Origin of the sequence: Candidatus Magnetominusculus dajiuhuensis (assembly GCF_046044395.1) — a bacterium.
GTDB lineage: Bacteria > Nitrospirota > Thermodesulfovibrionia > Thermodesulfovibrionales > Magnetobacteriaceae > Magnetominusculus > Magnetominusculus dajiuhuensis.
On the sequence record NZ_JBJUSG010000061.1, the window covers coordinates 1 to 20,550 of the forward strand.

Sequence of the window (20,550 nt, forward strand, 5' to 3'; positions counted from 1 at the left end):
TTCAAAAACCCTTTTATCAATAGGTGCAAATTTCTATATCGGAGCTTGGGGGGAGTGTGCCGCTTGCAAAGATCTGGCGATTAGTGCTAACATAGCCGTACAGGTTAATAAATGGTACTGGTTGGCTTATGCGGCGTTTAGATTATTTTAAGTAAGACTGGGTTTGCGGGGGCCTTTTATGTATGTTTCTAAAGATGAGACAATAGTAGCGATAGTGGTTAGTTTGGTCATTACTGTAATATTATGTTTTGCTTGGGATACTTTACGGCTTGGTCCCACTGTAGTGTGTGGGCGATACTGATGAGAGATGGTGATTATATATGAATATCTTACTGATTGAGCCGCCTTTTGAGAGATTTATCGGACTGAGGTGTGAGTGGTATCCTATTGGCATTACTTCTATCGCCACGATGCTTACAGCAAAAGGCTTTGTTGCGTATGTATATAATGCTGAGCATGATAACAGTTTGCAATATATAAATACTGAAGTGTATTTGAGCAGATATGAAAACTATACGAGAGGACTTGCCGATGCTCAACACCCCATATGGCGTGAAATAAACGAAAAAATTGCTCAGTTCAAACCAGCAATTGTCGGTATCTCCGTAAAGAGCGTCAAAATCGCAGCGGCTCTGAAAGTGTCTGAGATTTGTAAGAATATCAACAGGAATATCATTGTAATCGCCGGAGGTTTTCATGCAACGGCGAGGCCGGAAGATTTGTTGAAATCTGACTGCGTTGATGTCGTAGTGCGTGGAGAAGGAGAGGAAACTCTATTGGAGCTTGCTGAAAACGTTAAGAATGGTATTTACGACTTCAAGGCAATCAAAGGTATCAGTTACAAAAATGCCGATGGGACGATAAGCCATACGCCGGAGCGTGGATTGATAAATCCTCTGGATAATATCCCCTTCCCACGCCGTGAACTGATTTTCGACTACGATAAGTACACACCCGAACAGCTTGGCTGGATCATGACTAGTCGCGGCTGTCCTTACGACTGCGCATATTGCAATTCAAAAACAATATGGGAAAGGAAGGTGAGGTTTTCTCCGCTGGAAAAAGTCATTGATGAGATCAATTATCTGAAAACTACGTTCAATTCCATCCACATCAATTTCATGGACGACTCCTTTACCGTAAATAGAAATAGAGTGTTGAAGCTATGCTCTATGCTTATAGAGAATAAAACTGGTATTACATGGGCCTGCCTGACGCGGGCCGATCTTATAGACGATGAGATTGCTGTTTCGATGAAAAAGGCAGGTTGTATAAAAGTTGATATTGGTATTGAATCAGGCAATAAGCGTATGCAACAACTCATCAATAAAGGAATAAAACTTGAAGACGTTAGGAAATCTTCAGATATTCTAAAGAAACATGGAATATTTTGGACTGGATTTTTTATGATGGGATTTCCTACTGAAACGAAAGAGGAGATTTTGGAAACCCTTAAATTTATGAAAGAGGTGAACCCAAACTGGGCATATCTGAATATTTTTACGCCTTACCCAGGATCTAAATTTTATGATATGGTCGAAGGTGATAAGCTGTTTCAGCAACAGAACAACATCAATATTTACAGCCACCAGAGTCCCAACAATTGTTTCTCAACTAATATCTCTCGCGATGAGTTCAAAAAAGTTGTGAAACTGATGTTCAAAGAGTTCAACCGGCATAATAGTTCGCTGCGCTCACTGCTGCGAAGGGCATATTCAAAGAAATACCATAGAAATCCAAAACAATTCTTAAAAGACGCGGGAAAGGTACTATCCTGGCTGCGTCCATGAGGATATGGAAAAACATACTGACACATGAGCGGATATAGATTATCAATGTCGCTGAGAGAGAGTAGTCTTTTGCAACCTGTGGCAATGGCTTTTGATTTATGAAACAGGTCATTCAGAACTATAGGACAGGCCAGTTGAGTCTCGATGATGTGCCTGCGCCGATTTGTGGCAGAGATACAGTTTTAGTAAGAAACGTAGCTTCGCTTATCAGCGCCGGAACCGAAAGTTCCATAATAGAGCTAGGCGCAAAAAGTCTGCTCGGCAAGGCAAGGGCAAGACCTGACCTGGTTAAGCGCTTTAGTGAAAAGGCTAAGCAAAATGGCATACTCAAGACATTCAAAGAGGCTCTTAACCGTCTTGACACACCCACCCCTCTTGGATATAGCTCAGCGGGTATAGTTGTTGAGGTTGGGGCAAATGTACATAAATTTTCGCCGGGTGACAGAGTGGCGTGTGTTGGGGCCGGATATGCATCTCATGCAGAGTATATCTCGGTGCCCGAGATGCTATGCGCCCATATGCCGCAACGTCTCGCTGATGGCAATCATATTAGTTTCGAGGAAGCCTCTTTTGGTACGCTTGGCATAATTGCTCTGCACGGAATAAGATCAGCAAAACTTAGCCAGGGCGAAAACGTGGCAGTAGTGGGACTTGGACTTTTAGGACTGCTAACGGTTCAAATATTGGTTGCATACGGGTTTACGGTAATAGGCATGGATGTGGTTGCGGCTAAAGCCGAAATGGCAAGGAAGTTTGGCGCGCATATGGCATTTGCCACGCCCGAGGAGTTTACAAATGGCGTAAACCGTTTAACAGAAGGATATGGTGCCGACGCCGTTATCGTTACTGCGGCCTCAAAAGGTAAGGAACCTATAGACCTGGCCGTAGATGCCTCGCGTTTTGGCGGCAGGGTCGTCGTGGTCGGCGTTGTGGACATTCATCCGCATAGAAACGATTTGTGGCACAAAGAAGTGGAAATTGTCGTATCGAAAGGAGGTGGGGCAGGCACTTTAGACGTTTACTATGAAAATCGCGGCATTGATTATCCTGTCGGTTACGTACGATGGACAGAGGGCAGAAACCTTGACGAGTTTTTACGGCTTATTGGAAATGGTTTGGTAAACGTAGCCACCCTCATAACACATAGATTTTCAATAGAGAACGCTGAAGATGCATATCGCGCAATAATGGATGGCACTATTGGAAACTTTATTGCCGTAGTTCTTGGTTACGAAGATAAAGGTGAAATCAAGAGGGTTTTACGGCTTAATAATCCCGTATCTAAGAAAAAAGATCAGTTGACAGCAGCGGTAGTGGGAGCGGGATTGTTTGGCGGGTCGGTACTTCTGCCGACTCTTCAAACAGTTGAGGGAGTACATCTTAAAAAAATATCCACTTCAAAGGGTGCTAACGCATTTCACGCCGGAACAAAGTTTGGTTTCGAGGAAGCAACAACAGACTACAAAGAGCTAATCAACGATAACGATATAGACGCCGTATTTGTGGTTACTCCTCACAGTATGCACGCCAGACAGGTTTGTGAGTTTCTTGAGGCTGGAAAACATGTATTCGTGGAAAAGCCGCTATGTGTAAACAGAGAAGAACTCCAAAAGATAATATCCATATATGATAGAGTACGCAGCACTGGCGTTGTGTTAATGGTAGGATATAACCGGAGGTTTTCTCCTCATTCGGTCAAAATAAGCGAATTTCTCAGGGAAAGACACGACCCTATGGTGATTTCTTATGTGGTGAACGCAGGGTTTGTACCCTCCAGCCATTGGGTACACGCCGAGGAACAAGGCGGTGGAAGAATCATAGGCGAGATGTGCCACTTCGTGGATTTGATGCAATATCTTACTAAAAGCAACCCGGCCAGAGTCTATGCTGAGCGTATATCTTCCACTAACACAACATCCATAAACAACGATAACGTAGTTGTGGTCATTAAATTTGAAGATGGTTCTGTTGGAAACATAATATATTCCGCATCAGGCGACAGAGCCTACAGCCGGGAGCAAATGGAGATATTTGTCGAAGGCAAGGTCGTGACAAATGACGATTTCTCTTTGACAAGGTATTATTCTTCCGGGAAATCTAACAAATTTAAAACACTCAGCCAGCAAATTGGTTATAAAGAAGAACTCAGACACTTTGTATCTGTAGCATCCGGTAAGGTGGAGCCTTTATTTAGCGCGGAAGAGTTATTTATGTCAACGGCTGCGGTTTTCGACATACAAAAATCCCTCGAAGAAGGTATAGCCGTGGACATCAGAGTATAAATGAACATTCTTCTTGTAACTAGCTCATACCCTCCTGAAATCCGTTCATCAGGGCATCTTATGCAGGAACTTGCAGAAGTGTTGAGCGAGCGGGGGTATAATGTAATGGTCGCAACAGTATATCCGCAGCATAACCTCAGCCAGGATATCGGGCGCCCTTTTTATGAACCAGTGACTAATGAAAACGGTATTAAAGTACTAAGAATCAAGACACTGCCCTCGCATATGGTAAACTATATCGTTCGTGGAATCTCATATATTGTTCTGCCGCATATATTCTTTCTTAATATTCGAAGATATTTTAGAGAAAAGATTGATACGGCAATCGTATATAGTCCGCCTCTTTCGCTGTCAATTGTTGGAAGCAAATTAAAAAAAGTCTGCGGAGCCAAGTTTATTTTGAATGTCCAGGACATATTTCCGCAAAATGCCATAGACCTTGGCATATTGAAAAACAATTTTGCAATCAAATATTTTTTGCATATGGAAAGGAATGCGTATTCTGAAGCAGACAGCATAGCAGTGCATTCGGACAGTAATGCTGCATTTCTAATTCGAAATAAGAAAGTACAGCAGGACAGAGTTGCTATTATTCATAACTGGATAGATATCACACCTTATGAAAAAGCAAAGAGAACGGGACGATTCAGGAAACTGATGGGGCTTGAAGACAAGTTTGTGCTTCTCTTTGCCGGTGTAATTGGCCCATCCCAGGGACTTGATTTGCTTATAGACGCTGCCGAGAGGCTCCGGCACCTGCCTGATATCCGCATTCTTATTGTTGGTGACGGCATGGAAAAAGAACGGCTCAAAAAGAAGGCCGCACATCTTACCAATGTCATCTTTTGGCCTTTCGTATCGAAAGAGGAATATCCTGAACTTGTAAAAGATGCAGATATTGGCGTTGTCTGCCTGAGCAGTATGAATAAAACGCCTGTTGTGCCGGGAAAGATTCTTGGATACATGGCGGCGTCTGTCCCTATTGTTGCATTTCTTAACAAAGAGAGCGACGGGCATGAAATTATTAGGAACGCTTCATGCGGATATTCAGAGATATCAGGTGATCCTTCCAAAGCGGCTGAATTATTATGTAAGGTGTACAGCGACCGTGACAACCTGAGACAGTTGGGAGACAATGGATTTCGTTATGCATTGATGTCTTTTACACGAAAAAAGTGTATAGACAAACTAGAAGAACTATTTTAGAGAAATAATAATGAGGAGGTTCTTTTTATGAAAGGCGCGCATTATGCGATTTATGAAGATAAGGTGGTTCTGGTGACAGGAGGCGCTGGCGCTATCGGGACGAATCTGTGTTCTGAATTAAGCGAAGCAGGTGCTAAAATGGTGATAATACTTGACGACTTGTCTTCGGGCTATACTTGGAATATCCCTCAAAAAAAGAACATTATGTTTGTTCAGGGATGTGTTACCGACGATATTAGTTTAAAAAGAGTTTTTTTTGAGAAACCGGAATATATATTCCATCTTGCGGCCTTCTTTGCAAATCAAAACTCTGTGGATTATCCCGAAAAAGATATTCACGTTAATGGGCTTGGAACTGTCAAACTCTTAGAATACGCGCTGCTTAGTAAAGTGGAAAGGTTTATCTTCGCCTCATCGGGCTGCTCCATATATGGCAGTGCCGCACCGCTTCCATTAACCGAGGAGTTTATGTCCATGAATCTAAGCACACCCTACCAGATAACAAAGATGTTGGGAGAGCTTTACTGCAATTTTTTCCGAAATCACTATGGACTTAACGTTACTAAGGCAAGATTTTTTAACTCATACGGCCCTGGCGAGGTGCCGGGCCAATACAGAAACGTAATCCCTAATTTTATCTATTGGGCGATGAGAGGCCAGCCTCTGCCGATTACAGGAACCGGCGAAGAGACCAGGGACTTCACCTATGTGGGCGACCTTGTAGATGGCCTGATGAGGGCAGGCTATTATGAATCGGCCATCGGGCAGGAGTTCAATCTTGCCTCAGGCAGGGAAACCAGTATCATCTCTCTGGCCACAATGGTAAACGAAGCGGTTGGAAACAAGGCCGGCATTAATTTTGTACAGCGAAGAAAGTGGGATACTAAAGCCAGGCTTTTAGCGTCAATTGAGAGGGCAAAGGCGCTGATAGAGTATGAGCCTGAAGTTGAATTTAAGGATGGGCTTATGAATGCAATCCAATGGTTCAGAGATAATTGGAGACAGATAGAGGACTCCGCATCATTCGGCCCCGGAGTGTCCTCGGCAGTAAGAGATAAATAGGGCTGATGTCCATAGATAAAATAAAAATTCTATTGGTCTTTGGAACCCGTCCCGAGGCCATTAAAATGGCTCCTGTAATCCGGCAGCTTATATCCCGCAAATCAACGATAATACCGGTGGTCTGCATAACGGGGCAGCATAGGGAGATGCTTGATCAGGTGATGAGCGTATTTGACATAAAGCCTGGCCATGATTTGGGGATTATGAAGAGAAATCAGGATCTTTTCGATATAACTATCAATTCCTTAGGCGGACTAAAATGCGTTATAGAAAAAGAACAGCCCAATATAGTATTGGTGCAGGGCGATACAACTACCGCCTTTACCGCCGCACTGGCGGCATACTACCTGAAAGTGCCAATTGGCCATGTTGAGGCGGGGCTGAGAACATACAATAAGTATAGTCCTTTCCCTGAGGAGATTAACAGACATCTGTTGAGCGTTCTGGCCGACTTGCATTTTGCTCCAACCGCATGGGCACAATCCAACCTCATAAATGAAGGGATACCGGCTGACCGCATATGGGTCACAGGCAATACGGTGATAGACGCCCTGTTATCTGTTTCAGACAGGGTATTGGGCAAGAGTACATTCTGGTTTGACTACTTCAAAGATAACTTTAACCTTGACCTGCAAACTAATATAAAAAAGATTATTCTTGTTACCGGACACAGGCGTGAAAACTTCGGCGAAGGTTTTATGAATATATGCATGTCGTTAAAAGAGATATCGCAAAAGAGGCCGGATGCCGCCATCATCTATCCCGTTCACCTCAATCCCAACGTTCAGCGGCCTGTACACTCTATCCTGCAGGGACTAAGTAACATACATCTGATAGATCCTGTAGAGTATGAACCTTTTGTGTTTCTCATGAATAGGGCTTACTTTATTCTCACAGATTCAGGCGGTATACAGGAAGAGGCTCCGTCGTTGGGCAAACCTGTGCTGGTGATGCGAGACTCCACAGAACGGCCGGAGGGAGTCGAAGCTGGTGTGGTAAAACTGGTAGGAACGAGCAGGGAACTTATAGTTGATAGCGCTCTTGCGCTTCTCGATGATGCCCTTGTGTATGAAAGGATGTCAAAAGGCGGCAATCCATATGGCGATGGAAAGGCTGCTGAAAGAATCGTTGATATACTGGCAGAGAAACTCTCTCAGCCACACTGAAAATGCCTAACAAAGTATGGATAAAATGAACATACTCGTTACCGGAGCGAACGGATTTGTCGGGAGGCACCTTTCAAAGACATTGCTTGAAAGAGGATATGCAGTGAAAGGGACTGTTCGTTCCCGCGAAAAAATCATATCAATGCCTGATGCAATGGACATATCTATCGTAGGGGATATCAGCCCGACAACTGATTGGCGGGATGTGCTTAAAGGTATAGATGTTATCGTACACCTTGCCGCACGGGTGCACGTTATGACCGAAACTTCGGACAACCCACTGCAAGCATTCAGGCATGTTAATACTGTCGGCACTGAACGCCTCGCTATGCAGGCGGGCGCTGCAGGCGTGAAAAGGATCGTTTACCTTAGCACAATAAAAGTTAATGGAGAAAAAACCATAGATAAACCCTTTACAGAAAATGATAGCCCTGCCCCTGACGACCCCTATTCAGTTTCAAAGTGGGAAGCTGAACAGTCTATTCGCCGCATTGCTGAGCAGACAGGGCTTGAATACGCCATCATTCGTCCTACTCTGGTTTATGGAACCGGCGTCAAAGGTAATTTTCTCATGTTAATGAAGCTGATAAACAAGGGAGTGCCTCTACCACTTTCAGGCATCAGAAATAAGCGCAGTCTTATCTATCTGGGGAACCTTACAGATGCTATAATGAAGTGTATAAGCCACCCATCCGCCGCCAATAAGACTTTTCTGGTAAGCGACGGTGAAGACTTATCTACGCCGGAACTGATAAGAAGGATGGCTAATGCCTTTGGCAGGCCTGCTCGTTTGTTTTATTTTCCTCCAGCTTTTCTGCGCCTTGGAGGCGCAATTGCCAGAAGGACAAATGCAGTTCGAAGACTGGCGGATTCTCTAACAGTAGATAGTTCAAAGATCAGAAATGAATTGGACTGGAGCCCGCCGTTTACACTAAATCAGGGGTTGAACAGTACAATAGATTGGTTTAAGAATAGTGAATCAGGGTTGTAGTTATTGGACGGTTTCACTGCTATCTATATTTATAAGCATTACAACCGCTTATTTTGTTGCCAGATACGGGCATAAATTCTCGCTTATTGATAATCCTCATCAACGCAGTTCTCACACCAGGCCTACTCCAAGAGGGGGCGGCATAGGGATATGGATTGCGTTTATAGTTATTGGGTTTTTATTTAATAAAGATAATCACTATCGCCTGATAGCTATCCCTTGCCTTATTGGCCTGATTGGCATTGTTGAGGACCGTTTTCATATATCGCAAATATGGCGTATGGCAATACAGATCATCCTGTCTTTCCTCTCGATTTATCCACATAATAAATCAGACATATTATCTCTTCTTCTCCTTTCACTCTGGGTTATATTTATTGTCGGCACTGCTAATTTTTATAATTTTATGGATGGAATCAACGGCATTGCCACCCTGGCCGGTATCTGCGGTTTTGGTCTTATGGCGTTCTTTTCCTGTTATTTTACCATTGAGCATACAATAACCATAATGAGTATCGCTCTTATTTGTGGTTGCGCGGGTTTTCTTCCTCTTAACTTTCCAACAGCCAGAGTATTTATGGGCGACGTCGGGAGTCTTTTGTTAGGGTTTACGTTTGCTTTGTTTATAGCGAAGTTGTCTGTTAATATCAGCGCATTTCTTTGTATGATTATGTTTATGTGCATGTTTTATGCCGATGCGTTAGTAACATTGTTTTATCGCTGGAAAAGAAAAGAAAATCTCATGCAGCCACATAGACGGCATATGTATCAGTATTTAAGCAATGAGCTTGGATTGCCGCATTGGAAAGTAGCGCTGATATATGCGGGAATCCAGTTTATCTTTGGTTCGTGCGCCCTGCTTGCATATACAAAAGGGCTTCTGTGGCAAATTGCCGTATTCGCAATATTTAGCTCGTTATTTTTAATGTGTTATAAGTATGTAAATAACATGCTTGGGAGGCTCAATTGTGAGGCCGGGAATTAAAATGCCGTTGCTCACATCGGAGTCTAATCAGCATAGCGGTTCGCCAAAGAACAGGGTCTCGGGCCTATCTATGTTATCCAAAAGAATGCTTGATAACTTGTCGCTGGTTTTCATAACGGCTAATATTCTGCTGCTGGTCCCTGACCTTATCTATTGTGGCAAGCTCACCATAATTATAGCCGTTGGCGCGCCTCTTCTTTTTTGCCTTGCTGTCTTTACCTCCCTGCTTTCATTAGAACGCGTTTTAGTTATCTTTGTCCTGGCATTCCCGCTGTTAGGCTTTCAACCCTATGACAGACACAGTCTGGCGTTTGAATATATGGCGGCTCTCGCCACTTTTTCCATGCATGTGATGAGGATGAGACGCGGCCTTCGCCAATCTGAAACGCCAGTTAATGGGGCGCTGTCTGGCCTTCTTGTCTGTTATATTCTTCTATCGGTTTTTTCTCTTCTTATGCTTCCAATCAGCCGCATAATAAACGACGCTATTGTTATGAAGCTAAATTTTACATCCAGAATGTTTTCAATTTTTCCAACAGAGTTCAACTATTCCCTGGCAGGGGTTGACCGCCTCATACTGTTTTCCCTGTTTGCCTTCGAATTTGCCAAGGCTGGCAAGTTAATCAGACATGGCAGAACGATTTTCCTGGCTCTTTTTTGGGGTACTGTATATTCCGCTTTTATTGGACTTCTTGATTTCTACAATGTGCTGTCGCTTAATTGGTATAGATTAGCGGAAAGGTCGGATGTGGTAAATGCCTTCTTCTCAAACAGGGGGTGGCTTGCCCATTATATAAACATCACCGTACCTTTTGTAATCCTTGCATTTATCAAAAAAGGCAGGCATATAGCGGCAACGATGGGGCTATTTGGCATTCTTATCGTTATAGAAGTAGCTTTGTTCCTGTCCGGCGCACGCGCTGGTTGGGTTACATATCCTATTGTACTTATTTTATGCTGGGTTGCCTTCATCTCTTTGAGCCAGGAACAGAAGCACTTTTCATTTTCCTTAAGAACATTAATAAAGGCCGTATTGCTAATGCCGATAACAATTGCTGTCAGCATTGCATTCATCGTTTATCTATCACCCATAATAGAAGAAAGGGGACACAAACCACCCAACATCCAACAAAATGACCCCAACGTCCAACAAAATGACCCCAACTCAATGCAAAAGATTATCACTACGATGGATGAGCAGGCCTCCGCAACGATTAAGCGCAGTCTTGACACCGGAAGTCGCACATCTACCTGGAATGACGGCATACATGTCGGCATGGAAAGCCCCATAGTTGGGCTTGGCTATGATTCCTATGGCTGGCAAGCCAAAAACCTGGACAAAATTGTTCATTCAGACTTTAAGAAAGGCACCATTTTAGGTACGATGGACACTCCCCACAACACTCTGATTCAGGTATTTGTCAGCGGAGGAATAATCGGCGTTATCCTATGGTGTTTGCTGATTGCCTACATCATTGCCGTTTGCCTTGCCGACGCTGTCAAAAACAAGAACTACCTGAGCCTTGCCGTTGCCATTTCAATGGTCAGCGCACACATACATGGCTTCTTCCAGGACTTGCAATACGTCCCCATGATCTGGATGGTTATATTTCTGGAAATCGGCTATGCCATGTCTCTGGAAACAGCTCTTTTGCCTCAGCGTCTTAACAATGTTGTCAGGAAATTTATTGTTTGTGCCTTTATTGCCGTTACCGCCACTATTCCAATATACCTACACCTCTCATCCTATAGGTTTATTAAGGATAAGTATGGCGTAAACACATATATGCCTGACGAAGATCAACATCGCTACGGTTTCTACTCAAGTGAAATCATTGGCGGCAGCCGCTATTGGTATAGCGGTGGCGATGCCTACATGGACGTTAAGGGGGATAATGTGGAAATCCCGTTTCTATGCCCACATCTCGATGCAGATAAGAAACCTGTAACTGCAACGATTTCCATTGACGGAAAGCCAATTGACCTGCTTATATTCTCAAAACCAGGGAAACTTACTCGTACATACCATGTTGGAGCTGGTACACACCGTGTGGGCATTAAAGTCTCCCGGCTGTGGAATCCCATTATGGCAAAGGTAAGCCAGGATTTACGCAATCTTGGGCTTGCCGTCGGCGAGGTGCGTTGCTGGAAATGAGCGTAGCGCTATTATCGGCTAAAAGATGAGCAGACAATTTTTTAAAAATGCGGCTTTGCTTGCGGCTACTGAGGTTGTCGTCAAGTTAAAGCCTTTAATCGCGATTCCCCTGTTAACACGCCATTTTGGCGCTTTAAATTACGGTGTTTGGTCACAGATGTCAGTTATGGTTACCCTCATGCCGCTGATTATCCTATTAGGAACAGACGGCGCCATTATACGATATATGCCAGGTACTTCCGTAGATGCGCAGAAACGTTTTTTCTCGGCATGGATGGTATCGCTGTCTGTTTTTACAATTTGTGTCTGCATTGGTATTGTCTTGTTTAAAGGAGAGATATCCCTGCTTTGTTGGGGAGAAACGGGAGAATACGAAAAATTTATACCAATCCTTGCCGCCGCCATCCTGGCAGGAATTGAACTGAGCGCCTTAAAAACCTGGTTCCGGGTTCATAATGATGCAAAAACTATTTCTGCCTTTACGATTCTCCAAGCCACTCTTGGACTTGTTACAATACTCATCATTCTTATTAAAAATGAAGCGGTTTATCAGTTGGTTATTTATAATATATTTGCCGATTTTCTGGGCATAGTATGGTTGGTGTTAAAAATTACACGTAAATGGGGCTGGAGCATGCCTGATTTTTCATCCATTTCAGTGTATCTCAGGTTTGGCCTGCCTGTCATACCTCACGGTCTTGCAGTATGGGGTTTAAATTACATGGATAGATTTTTTCTTGTTAAGTACTCAACTATGGCTGAAATTGGTATTTATTCTGTAAGTTATTCCATAGGCTTTGCTATTATCCAGATATTTGTCCAGCCGGTGTGGGCTATGTATCCCAATACCGCCTCAGGGCTATATAATCAGGAGAAACATGCTGAGCTTCAGAGGTTATTTGAACGTTCGGTCAGTCTGATTCTGGTAACCGCGGTGCCGTCTATTATTATTTTATATATTACAGGAGAGCGCATTTTAGCAATCTTTACTACCAGGGAATTTATAAAGGGCGGACCTGTCATTGCGGTTATTGCGGCCGGGTATCTATTTCACATCTTAGGCCTATACTATGAAATTTCCCTATGGCTTATAAACAAGCAATTCTGGTCGTCTTTTTCCGTTGTTATGGCCTGCGTTGTAAATTATTTTGCCAACATTCTATTAATACCTCGTTACTCCATCATTGGGGCGGCAATTGCGACTGCTGTCGCTTTCTGTGCACAAATGATAATTTCGTTATCTTTAGCGGCCTGCTTTACAAATATAAAAACAAACTTTATCTTCTTAGCTAAAATAGTAGTAATCTCGATTATAATGGGATTAGCCATTCGTGGAGTGAGTATGATCGTCGCTAATAGCGGACTTGTAAGTCTTTTAATGATCGTAATGTCAGGTGTGGTATGTTCAGGGATATTATTTTGGATATTCAATGTCGTAGATTTTAAAAAGGCAATATATAATTTAAGGCGGCACATCCTGGCAGACAAATGTTTATAGAGATTGAAGATATTAAACGCAGGTATAATTTCGACTTTCGTGAATATGCCTGCCCAAGGGATGAGTTCTCGCACCTTTTTGACGAGTGGGCCGGTTATTATCATCTAAAGTTTGCAGTCTGCAAGCTTATCAATCCAAAAAATATTCTTGAGGTTGGATTTCGCTACGGTTATTCCGCTATTACATTTCTCAGTGCCGCCGAAAATGCGACATACCTTGGTATAGACGACAAGACAACTCATGGAGTATCAACTGAGGCCCTCGACTGGGCAAAAAAGATAACGGCAGGATTCAATGCGGAATTTTTGATTATGGATACGCAGAGAATGGAAACATTTCCCGGAGATTTTTATGATCTCATTAACATATACGGGCAACAAGACGCTGACAGAACGTTCCGCGAGCTTGAGCTTGCCCTGGAAAAAGGACAATGGATATTGCTTGATGGATTCTTTCAACTTATCGGCAGTTCATTCGAATCGAGGGAGAACTATAATTTATTCAGCGCGGCCTTATTTCTGAGCAAGTACAGGCATCAAATAGAATATGCCTTCATATTGCCGGGACATGTCGGCGAGCTACTCATAAAAACTAAAAATACCCCTGAAAAACGAGTTTTCAAAAAAACCGGGAAATCCGCTCAGGATCTAAAAGAATGTTACACCATGCAATACTATATGACCGACTGTGGAGGTTATAAGTCATTTAAGGCTTCACGCGGTAAATGTCTTGACGATATGAGACTGCAAATAGTTTACAACCTTGCGCAACCGCTGGCTGGCAAAAAAGTCCTTGACGTTGGGTGTGGGCGTGGTGAGCTGGCCTTTGCGTGCGCCCAGGAAGGCGCTGACGCCACAGGAGTAGACTATTCGCAGAGTGCTGTTGACATTGCCAACAACTATTACAGTGGGTACATTGGAAGCAATCTGCGTTTTGTATGCAAGGATATATTAGAACTTACCTCAGAACATCACTCGTTTGATATAGTGCTTGCAACAGACGTAATTGAGCATATACCGGAAAATGAATTTGGAACCTTTCTGCAAACAATACGCTCTCTCATGGGTATTTCAGGAAAATTTATCATACATACATCTCCGAACAAGCTGATGTATCAACATTTCTACGAGAGGAAGCGGCAAATGGCTAAAGAAATTGGAACCTATCTGCCGGAAAATCCCCGCAGTTATTACGAAGACCTCGTGCACGTTAATGAACAAACCCCGGCAGCTCTAACGCATTCTCTTGGTGGGGTATTTCCACATGTACTGGTATGGTCAACCCATTTGCCTGACGCCGTTGGATCTCTTTCAGCAACGCTCAGCCATGAAGAACTGATTCAACACGAAAGCATATTTGCTGTTGCCGCTTCTGAGCCTATTAAAAAAGAAGACATCATTATGGCCATTTCCCAATACCGTATGAATCTTCACAAGCTCAACGCCGCCATAAAGACTTTCCCCCGGCACATTACTCTGCCGCCTGAGGAGAAGCGTTCTTTTCCAGCAATAGTTACCTCCACGAGCGCTCTTTTGGCGCGTATAGTATGGTACACCCTTCGTACCATATACTACAAAGTGGTAAAACGATAGAAGGGCGCCGTCTTTCATCTTGTGGGGCTTCTTCCATTTAACGACATGATGGGTAGCGTAAAAGAGGCGCTTCGCGTACTCAAATCAGATATGTTGTTAATGGCCAATTTGGGATAACTTTGGAACAGACGCCAAAAGATTATAGCCGACAAATTGAGCAAATTAATGCGGCTCTGACCAAAGAACGAGCCAGCGTTGACACGTTACGAAATGAGCTGGGGGCTGCCAAAACCAAAATAGACGAACTAAACCACTCTGTGTATAAATGGTGGACGACTGCTAATCAGCTTGAGCACACCCTTGCGGCGGTGTACAAAAGCGGTTCATGGCGTGTTACATGGCCGTTGCGCAAATTAATGTACTACGTAAAAAGATTGTTCCCCCATTTTTCAGGGTTGAAAGAACGCCCTGCACATGTCGGCAACACATCGCGGGATTTCCCTTCGACTTTACATAAACGGCTTTTTGTGGATATCTCGGAACTATCGCGGCACGACGCCGGCACAGGCGTGCAAAGGGTAGTGCGCAGTATGCTTGGGGAACTATTAAAAAATCCGCCAACCGGTTATCAGGTCGAGCCGGTTTACGCAACCGCGGGCAGCAAGGGTTATTATTATGCCGGAAAATATATTTCAAGGCTCTTGGGCCACCATGACACAACGGTATCAGATGAGCCTCTCTGTCCACGGCGTGGCGATGTATTTTTAGGACTGGATTTGCAGCATCACGTGGCCATTGCACAGGCTGATTATTTTAAGCGTTTAAAATGTCTTAATATTCCTGTATATTTTGTTGTATATGATATGCTGCCGATTACGTTTCCACAATATTTCGCGAAGGGGCTTGCAGACCTGCACGCGCAATGGCTTGGAGTGATTTCCCAGAGTGACGGCCTCATTTGCATCTCGGAAACGGTCGCGTTTGAAGTTATGGAGTGGCTTGACAAACACTATCCTGCGAGAAAGGCAACTCTGAAAATAACCTATAACCATATTGGCGCTGGCATTGAAAACTACGAAATACACGAGGGATTGCCAGAAGACGCCGAATGGATTCTTTCCCATATGCGGGATTCCTATACATTTTTAATGGTAGGTACGATAGAACCGCGTAAGGGGCATAGACAAGTCCTTTCAGCCTTTGAAGAACTCTGGGCAAGAGGTATAGAGGCAAATCTTGTCATAGTTGGCAGACATGCCTGGATGACCGAAGACCTGGTTAAGAAGATTCAAGAGCATCCGCATCTGGGCAGGAGGCTGTTTTATCTCATTGGAATTAGCGATGAGTACCTTGAAAAAATATATTCGGCGTCCACCTGTTTAATTCTTGCCTCGGAAGGTGAAGGGTTCGGCCTGCCGTTGATTGAGGCGGCACAGTTTAAGCTGCCTGTAATTGCCCGTGATATTGCAGTGTTTCGGGAGGTCGCCGGGGTTAACGCTTACTACTTTAATACTATGCGGGCCAAAGGGCTGGCCGATGCTATTGAACAATGGATATTGCTTTATAAGGAAGACAAACATCCGAAATCGGACAATATGTCATGGGTTAGCTGGGAACAAAGCGCTAAGAACCTCACAGATATTATACTTACCGGCCTCAACAGAGAGCCTTTCAAACAGTTGATGATAGATATTTCCGAGTTAGTGCGGCGCGATGCGGAAACGGGAATCCAGCGTGTCGTGCGCAGTTTGTTGAAAGAACTACTCACCAGTCCTCCGGAGGACATGTTGGTGGAGGCGGTCTATGCCACGCCAGAACAGGGCTATCGTTATGCCCGCCGCTTTACCGCGGGGTTTATTGGTTCTTTTGATGACACTGCCAGAGATGAGCCTGTTGAATACCAGGCCGGAGATTCTTTCCTTGGACTGGATCTTCAACCCGAGGTTGTCCTTGCACAGCGGGACTTTTACCGGCGGCTACGCCTTGACGGCGTAAATGTTCAGTTCCTTGTGTATGATCTTTGCCCTATAAGATATCCACAATGGTTCATTCCAGGGTTGGCGGCGGCCTTTACCCGATGGCTTGAAGTTATCACTCAGGCAGATGGGGCTATTTGTATATCAAAAGCCACGGCGGACGACCTCCGGGCCTGGATGGCCGAAAGAAAAATAATAGATAAACGCCCTTTCCGTATCTCTGTCTCACACGTCGGTGTAGATTTTGCGCAATCAACTTCCTTAGGTATGCCCAATGAAGCCGAAAGAATTCTGGCGTTATTATGTAAACGTCCCAGCTTTCTGATGGTTGGCACCTTAGAACCACGTAAAGGCCATACACAAACCCTTGCCGCATTTGAACAGCTTTGGGCTGAAGGAATAGACGTCAACCTTGTAATTGTCGGCAAATTGGGCTGGATGGCAGAGGCATTGGCAGAGAAACTACGCCGTCATAGCGAATATGACAACCGCTTGTTCTGGCTGGAGGGAATCAGTGATGAGTATCTGGGGAAAATATATTTAGCATCCACCTGTTTGATTGCCGCCTCGGAGGCTGAAGGTTTCGGCCTGCCCCTTATCGAAGCCGCACAACACAAGCTGCCAGTAATTGCCCGTGATATTGCGGTGTACCGCGAGGTGGCCGGGGAGTTCGCCTTCTATTTCAAGGGCAAACAACCGTCCGACATAGCTGCATCTGTCAAAGACTGGCTTGCTCTCTATTTGGCAGGAGAACATCCGAGGTCGGATAATATGCCTTGGATAACGTGGAAGGAGTGTGCAAAAGTCATGGTAAGCAACCTCTTAAATCCAGACATATTATGACCTGTACTGCTGCCGGAATTCGCAGATACCACCATAAGGGTTTTAAAGTATGTGTAAGATTCACACTGGTATAGTGCAAGCATCTTTATAAATTTGTGTAGTGGGTGACATATCTTCTCAGAAGCTGCTTTACCATGTCTCCTTCAATAGCGTCCAGGTTAATGGATGTAAATGTTTCTATTATTTCCTCTATCTTGCGCAAATCATATTTATCATCTCCTTTAGCGATGAATATACTTTTGTGCCGGCTTGCATTGCTTTCTTCCCGGGAAGTGAGAGTTTCCTCAAAGATTTTTTCTCCGGGTCTCATGCCCACTATCTTAATATCAATGTCCTCGTACGGTTTGAATCCGTGTATTTTGATTAGTTCTCCCGCAAGTTCGATTATTTTTACCGGCTTACCCATGTCAAGAACAAGAATGTCGCCGCCTGTTCCAATCACGGCCGCCTGAATTACGAGGGACACAGCCTCCTGCACGGTCATGAAAAACCTGGTTACTTCCTCGTGAGTTACGGTAAGCGGCCCACCACGGCGCAGTTGTTCGAGAAATATCGGAAGCACACTCCCTCTGCTTCCCAGCACATTGCCAAAACGTACCGAAACGAACCTGGTCGCTCCAGTGTCGTTAAAGGCCATACATATATATTCCGCTATTCTTTTTGTAGCTCCCATTACGCTGGTTGGTCTAACGGCCTTATCTGTAGAAATCAGCACAAATTTTTCCACCTCATACTTGACCGCAAACCGTGCCAGCGAGTAGGTGCCAAATATATTTACCTTCACGGCTTCACCTTCATTGCTTTCCATCATTGGAACGTGTTTATATGCGGCGGCGTGAAACACTGTATGAGGTGGATGGGCCTTTAACGTCGCTTCCAGCCGCTTTTCGTCTCTCAGGTCACCAACGACGAAACGCAGCCGGTTCTCCATGCAGGGAAAGAGATAGGCAAGCTTCAACTGCAAGTTATGAAGTTCAGTCTCGTCAATATCAAAGAGCACCAGCAAGCTCGGATCAAAGGCACATATTTGTTTCGATAGTTCTGAACCTATGGATCCCCCCGCTCCTGTAACGAGAATAACCTTGTTTTCCAGAAACCCCCTAATCTCATGGAAATCCACCTCAATGACCTGACGGCCGATAAGATCTTCAATTGATATCTCTTCAATGGATTTCATTGAGATATTTGGCCTCTGGAAATCGTATATGCGTGGCACTATTTTAATGGTTTTTACCTGAGTGTCCCTCGCAACATCGTAAATTTTTCTTAAATCCTTGAAGTTGAGAGAAGGGATGGCGATAATCACTGCTGTGGCGCCGTATGTTATTACGGCATCCTTAAGCTCACTAATGCGGCCAATCACTTTCACGCCATGGATGTACGCTCCTGTCTTAATAATATCATCGTCAACAAAGGCTACTGGTACAATACCGAGAGACCGATGTTTTGACATGTCTCTCAATATCATCTCTCCCGTATTGCCAGCGCCCACGATAATAGCTTTATTGACAAAATCGGAATATTCAGTTTTAACAAGGATCTCGTAATATAGCCTTTTTGAGAGCCTAAACCCGGCCAACATTACAAATGACAGGACAAAGTCGATACCCAATACACTTCTGGGAAACCCTTTCAGATATTGTATGAACGTGTGGAACTCCACTGGAAGGTATTGCGGGTCGTACATCCTGTTCAGTAATAAAAGAATGAATATTATTAACTGTGCAACGAATGATGCTTTGATAAGATTGAATAAATCCCTGATGCCGACATACCTCCACGTTATCCTGTAAATGCCAGATATAAAAAAGGTAACCGGTTTTATCACGAGAAATACAAGTGTGGCCGCAAGCATCATTTTTTTGTATTGGGAAGATATTATGAAGTCAAAACGCAGTAAGAATGAAAGGAAAATGGACAGTACAAATATGAGCATGTCAAGGAGAAAGAACGTCAGAAATCGTCTATTTTTTGACGTCCAGGCACAGATTAACTTAGAGAGTCTGACAAAAAGAGATTTAAAGGGCACTGAGAAACCTACAACATATGATGACACAACCGATTTTCAGGAAGTCCTCATCAATACAAGCCAGGCGTTCATAGCGAACCCTTAGTCTTCTGACTATAGTGCACCTATTTGTCAAGACAAAAATTTACCTTTTTTAAGTTACAGCAAGTCCTCATACTTTTCACCTGAAAATCCTCACGCCATAACGCCACTATTCATTATGCTACTGTATCCATCCACCGTAAGCTCCCCATGTTATTCTATAAAAAACGACCTGTTTGCCATCATATTTTTTAATCTCCTGTGTTATGCTCCTTCCTTCAATATCACTTCATAACCAGGACTGTGCAACCTCTTTATATAACTCTTCGTTATCTTTTCTTTTCTCCCTGTGTCAAGATATTTTTTCCCAAGCTCTCTGTACGGCACTTTGTTCTTCAAAATGAAGCAGATGATGATTAGTATCTTGTGTCCTAACGCTATTAATGCTCGCTTCCTCCTCTTAGGCCTACCAAACTGCGGTACTTAGCGCTTAAACAGGTATCTTTCGCTGTCGATGCTGCCCATCCACATCCTTTTTTGATCATTGTCTCCATGTTGTGACCTCCTTGTTTAGGTTATCGCCATACTCAAATCTAACACAAAACAAGGTAACAAGCAATATCTCTTAATTTTCATCCACCTTTGTGGCCACAGGGCATGTGTGTTTCACCCGGTTAAGGTTTTTGTAGGGCGCAAACTTTCGTCCACACCCCGCTAACCGTCTGATTAGTCCCAACTATCCTTTGACAGGCCCTCAACAGGTTGCTCCTCAGCAGAGCTCATCTCCGTTTCACCTACCATCATCACAGTTTAACATCTGTGGATTCTCCGTGTCAATCCTGCGAATTCCTATGTCAAGCCAAAATAAAAATGTCCTATTCCTGCCAAAGTAGAAATGTCCTATTCTTAGCAAAATAGAAATGTCCTATCCAGTTAATAATCATAGCTCATCCCAATCTCCGACATAGAGAAGCGAAAAGAGTTAAAAGCCCCCGTGCTTTAAGGGTAGCAGAT

The 20,550-nt window shown here is 43.9% G+C and carries 13 protein-coding genes; 12 read left to right on the forward strand and 1 reads right to left on the reverse strand.

Going from position 1 to position 20,550, the window contains the following annotated elements; all coding sequences use genetic code 11:
• Positions 1 to 320 precede the first annotated feature (320 nt).
• The 11 genes from AB7D94_RS09570 (at position 321) to AB7D94_RS09620 (ending at position 17,486) form a co-directional block, all read left to right on the forward strand.
• Positions 321 to 1,790 carry a B12-binding domain-containing radical SAM protein gene (locus tag AB7D94_RS09570; protein WP_420265604.1) on the forward strand — a complete coding sequence of 490 codons (1,470 nt, stop codon included), beginning with the start codon at positions 321 to 323 and terminating at the stop codon, positions 1,788 to 1,790.
• 134 nt (positions 1,791 to 1,924) lie between these two features.
• Complete coding sequence (locus AB7D94_RS09575) at positions 1,925 to 4,072, forward strand: bi-domain-containing oxidoreductase (protein WP_420265606.1); 2,148 nt, start codon at positions 1,925 to 1,927, stop codon at positions 4,070 to 4,072.
• A complete protein-coding gene (locus AB7D94_RS09580; protein WP_420265607.1) occupies positions 4,073 to 5,278 on the forward strand; it encodes a glycosyltransferase family 4 protein in 1,206 nt (401 codons plus the stop codon).
• 27 nt (positions 5,279 to 5,305) lie between these two features.
• On the forward strand, positions 5,306 to 6,340 hold the full coding sequence (locus tag AB7D94_RS09585) for an NAD-dependent epimerase/dehydratase family protein (RefSeq protein WP_420265608.1): 1,035 nt from the start codon (positions 5,306 to 5,308) through the stop codon (positions 6,338 to 6,340).
• Positions 6,341 to 6,345: 5 nt separating this feature from the next.
• The gene (wecB, locus tag AB7D94_RS09590; protein ID WP_420265609.1) at positions 6,346 to 7,506 is read left to right on the forward strand and encodes a non-hydrolyzing UDP-N-acetylglucosamine 2-epimerase; all 1,161 of its coding nucleotides are present in this window, start codon (positions 6,346 to 6,348) and stop codon (positions 7,504 to 7,506) included.
• A gap of 25 nt (positions 7,507 to 7,531) precedes the next feature.
• Positions 7,532 to 8,497 (forward strand): UDP-glucose 4-epimerase family protein, encoded by a 966-nt coding sequence (locus tag AB7D94_RS09595; protein WP_420265610.1) that lies wholly within the window; start codon positions 7,532 to 7,534, stop codon positions 8,495 to 8,497.
• A complete protein-coding gene (locus tag AB7D94_RS09600; protein WP_420265611.1) occupies positions 8,481 to 9,482 on the forward strand; it encodes an MraY family glycosyltransferase in 1,002 nt (333 codons plus the stop codon). The genes AB7D94_RS09595 and AB7D94_RS09600 overlap by 17 nt, the downstream gene beginning before the upstream one ends.
• On the forward strand, positions 9,466 to 11,637 hold the full coding sequence (locus AB7D94_RS09605) for an O-antigen ligase family protein (RefSeq protein WP_420265612.1): 2,172 nt from the start codon (positions 9,466 to 9,468) through the stop codon (positions 11,635 to 11,637). Before AB7D94_RS09600 ends, AB7D94_RS09605 begins: the two co-directional genes overlap by 17 nt.
• A 25-nt stretch (positions 11,638 to 11,662) precedes the next feature.
• A complete protein-coding gene (locus AB7D94_RS09610) occupies positions 11,663 to 13,135 on the forward strand; it encodes an oligosaccharide flippase family protein (protein WP_420265613.1) in 1,473 nt (490 codons plus the stop codon).
• Positions 13,126 to 14,727, forward strand: coding sequence for a methyltransferase domain-containing protein (locus AB7D94_RS09615; RefSeq protein ID WP_420265614.1), 1,602 nt, complete (start codon positions 13,126 to 13,128; stop codon positions 14,725 to 14,727). Before AB7D94_RS09610 ends, AB7D94_RS09615 begins: the two co-directional genes overlap by 10 nt.
• A gap of 119 nt (positions 14,728 to 14,846) precedes the next feature.
• Entirely contained in the window at positions 14,847 to 17,486 is a 2,640-nt protein-coding gene (locus AB7D94_RS09620) for a glycosyltransferase family 4 protein (RefSeq protein ID WP_420265615.1), read from the forward strand.
• 85 nt (positions 17,487 to 17,571) lie between these two features.
• Here AB7D94_RS09620 and AB7D94_RS09625 read toward each other — a convergent pair whose 3' ends face one another.
• The gene (locus tag AB7D94_RS09625) at positions 17,572 to 19,344 is read right to left on the reverse strand and encodes a polysaccharide biosynthesis protein (RefSeq protein ID WP_420265616.1); all 1,773 of its coding nucleotides are present in this window, start codon (positions 19,342 to 19,344) and stop codon (positions 17,572 to 17,574) included.
• A 55-nt stretch (positions 19,345 to 19,399) separates the two neighbouring features.
• Here AB7D94_RS09625 and AB7D94_RS09630 point away from each other — a divergent pair, with 55 nt between their 5' ends.
• Positions 19,400 to 19,600, forward strand: coding sequence for a hypothetical protein (locus tag AB7D94_RS09630; RefSeq protein WP_420265617.1), 201 nt, complete (start codon positions 19,400 to 19,402; stop codon positions 19,598 to 19,600).
• The last annotated feature ends 950 nt before the right edge of the window (positions 19,601 to 20,550 follow it).

Coding starts and splice junctions, on each gene's coding strand:
- AB7D94_RS09580 (WP_420265607.1), top strand. CDS start 4,073: ATGAACATTCTTCTTGTAACTAGCTCATACCCTCCTGAAATCCGTTCA.
- AB7D94_RS09615 (WP_420265614.1), top strand. CDS start 13,126: ATGTTTATAGAGATTGAAGATATTAAACGCAGGTATAATTTCGACTTT.
- AB7D94_RS09585 (WP_420265608.1), top strand. CDS start 5,306: ATGAAAGGCGCGCATTATGCGATTTATGAAGATAAGGTGGTTCTGGTG.
- AB7D94_RS09625 (WP_420265616.1), bottom strand. CDS start 19,344: ATGATGCTTGCGGCCACACTTGTATTTCTCGTGATAAAACCGGTTACC.
- AB7D94_RS09595 (WP_420265610.1), top strand. CDS start 7,532: ATGAACATACTCGTTACCGGAGCGAACGGATTTGTCGGGAGGCACCTT.
- wecB (WP_420265609.1), top strand. CDS start 6,346: ATGTCCATAGATAAAATAAAAATTCTATTGGTCTTTGGAACCCGTCCC.
- AB7D94_RS09610 (WP_420265613.1), top strand. CDS start 11,663: ATGAGCAGACAATTTTTTAAAAATGCGGCTTTGCTTGCGGCTACTGAG.
- AB7D94_RS09570 (WP_420265604.1), top strand. CDS start 321: ATGAATATCTTACTGATTGAGCCGCCTTTTGAGAGATTTATCGGACTG.
- AB7D94_RS09630 (WP_420265617.1), top strand. CDS start 19,400: ATGGACAGTACAAATATGAGCATGTCAAGGAGAAAGAACGTCAGAAAT.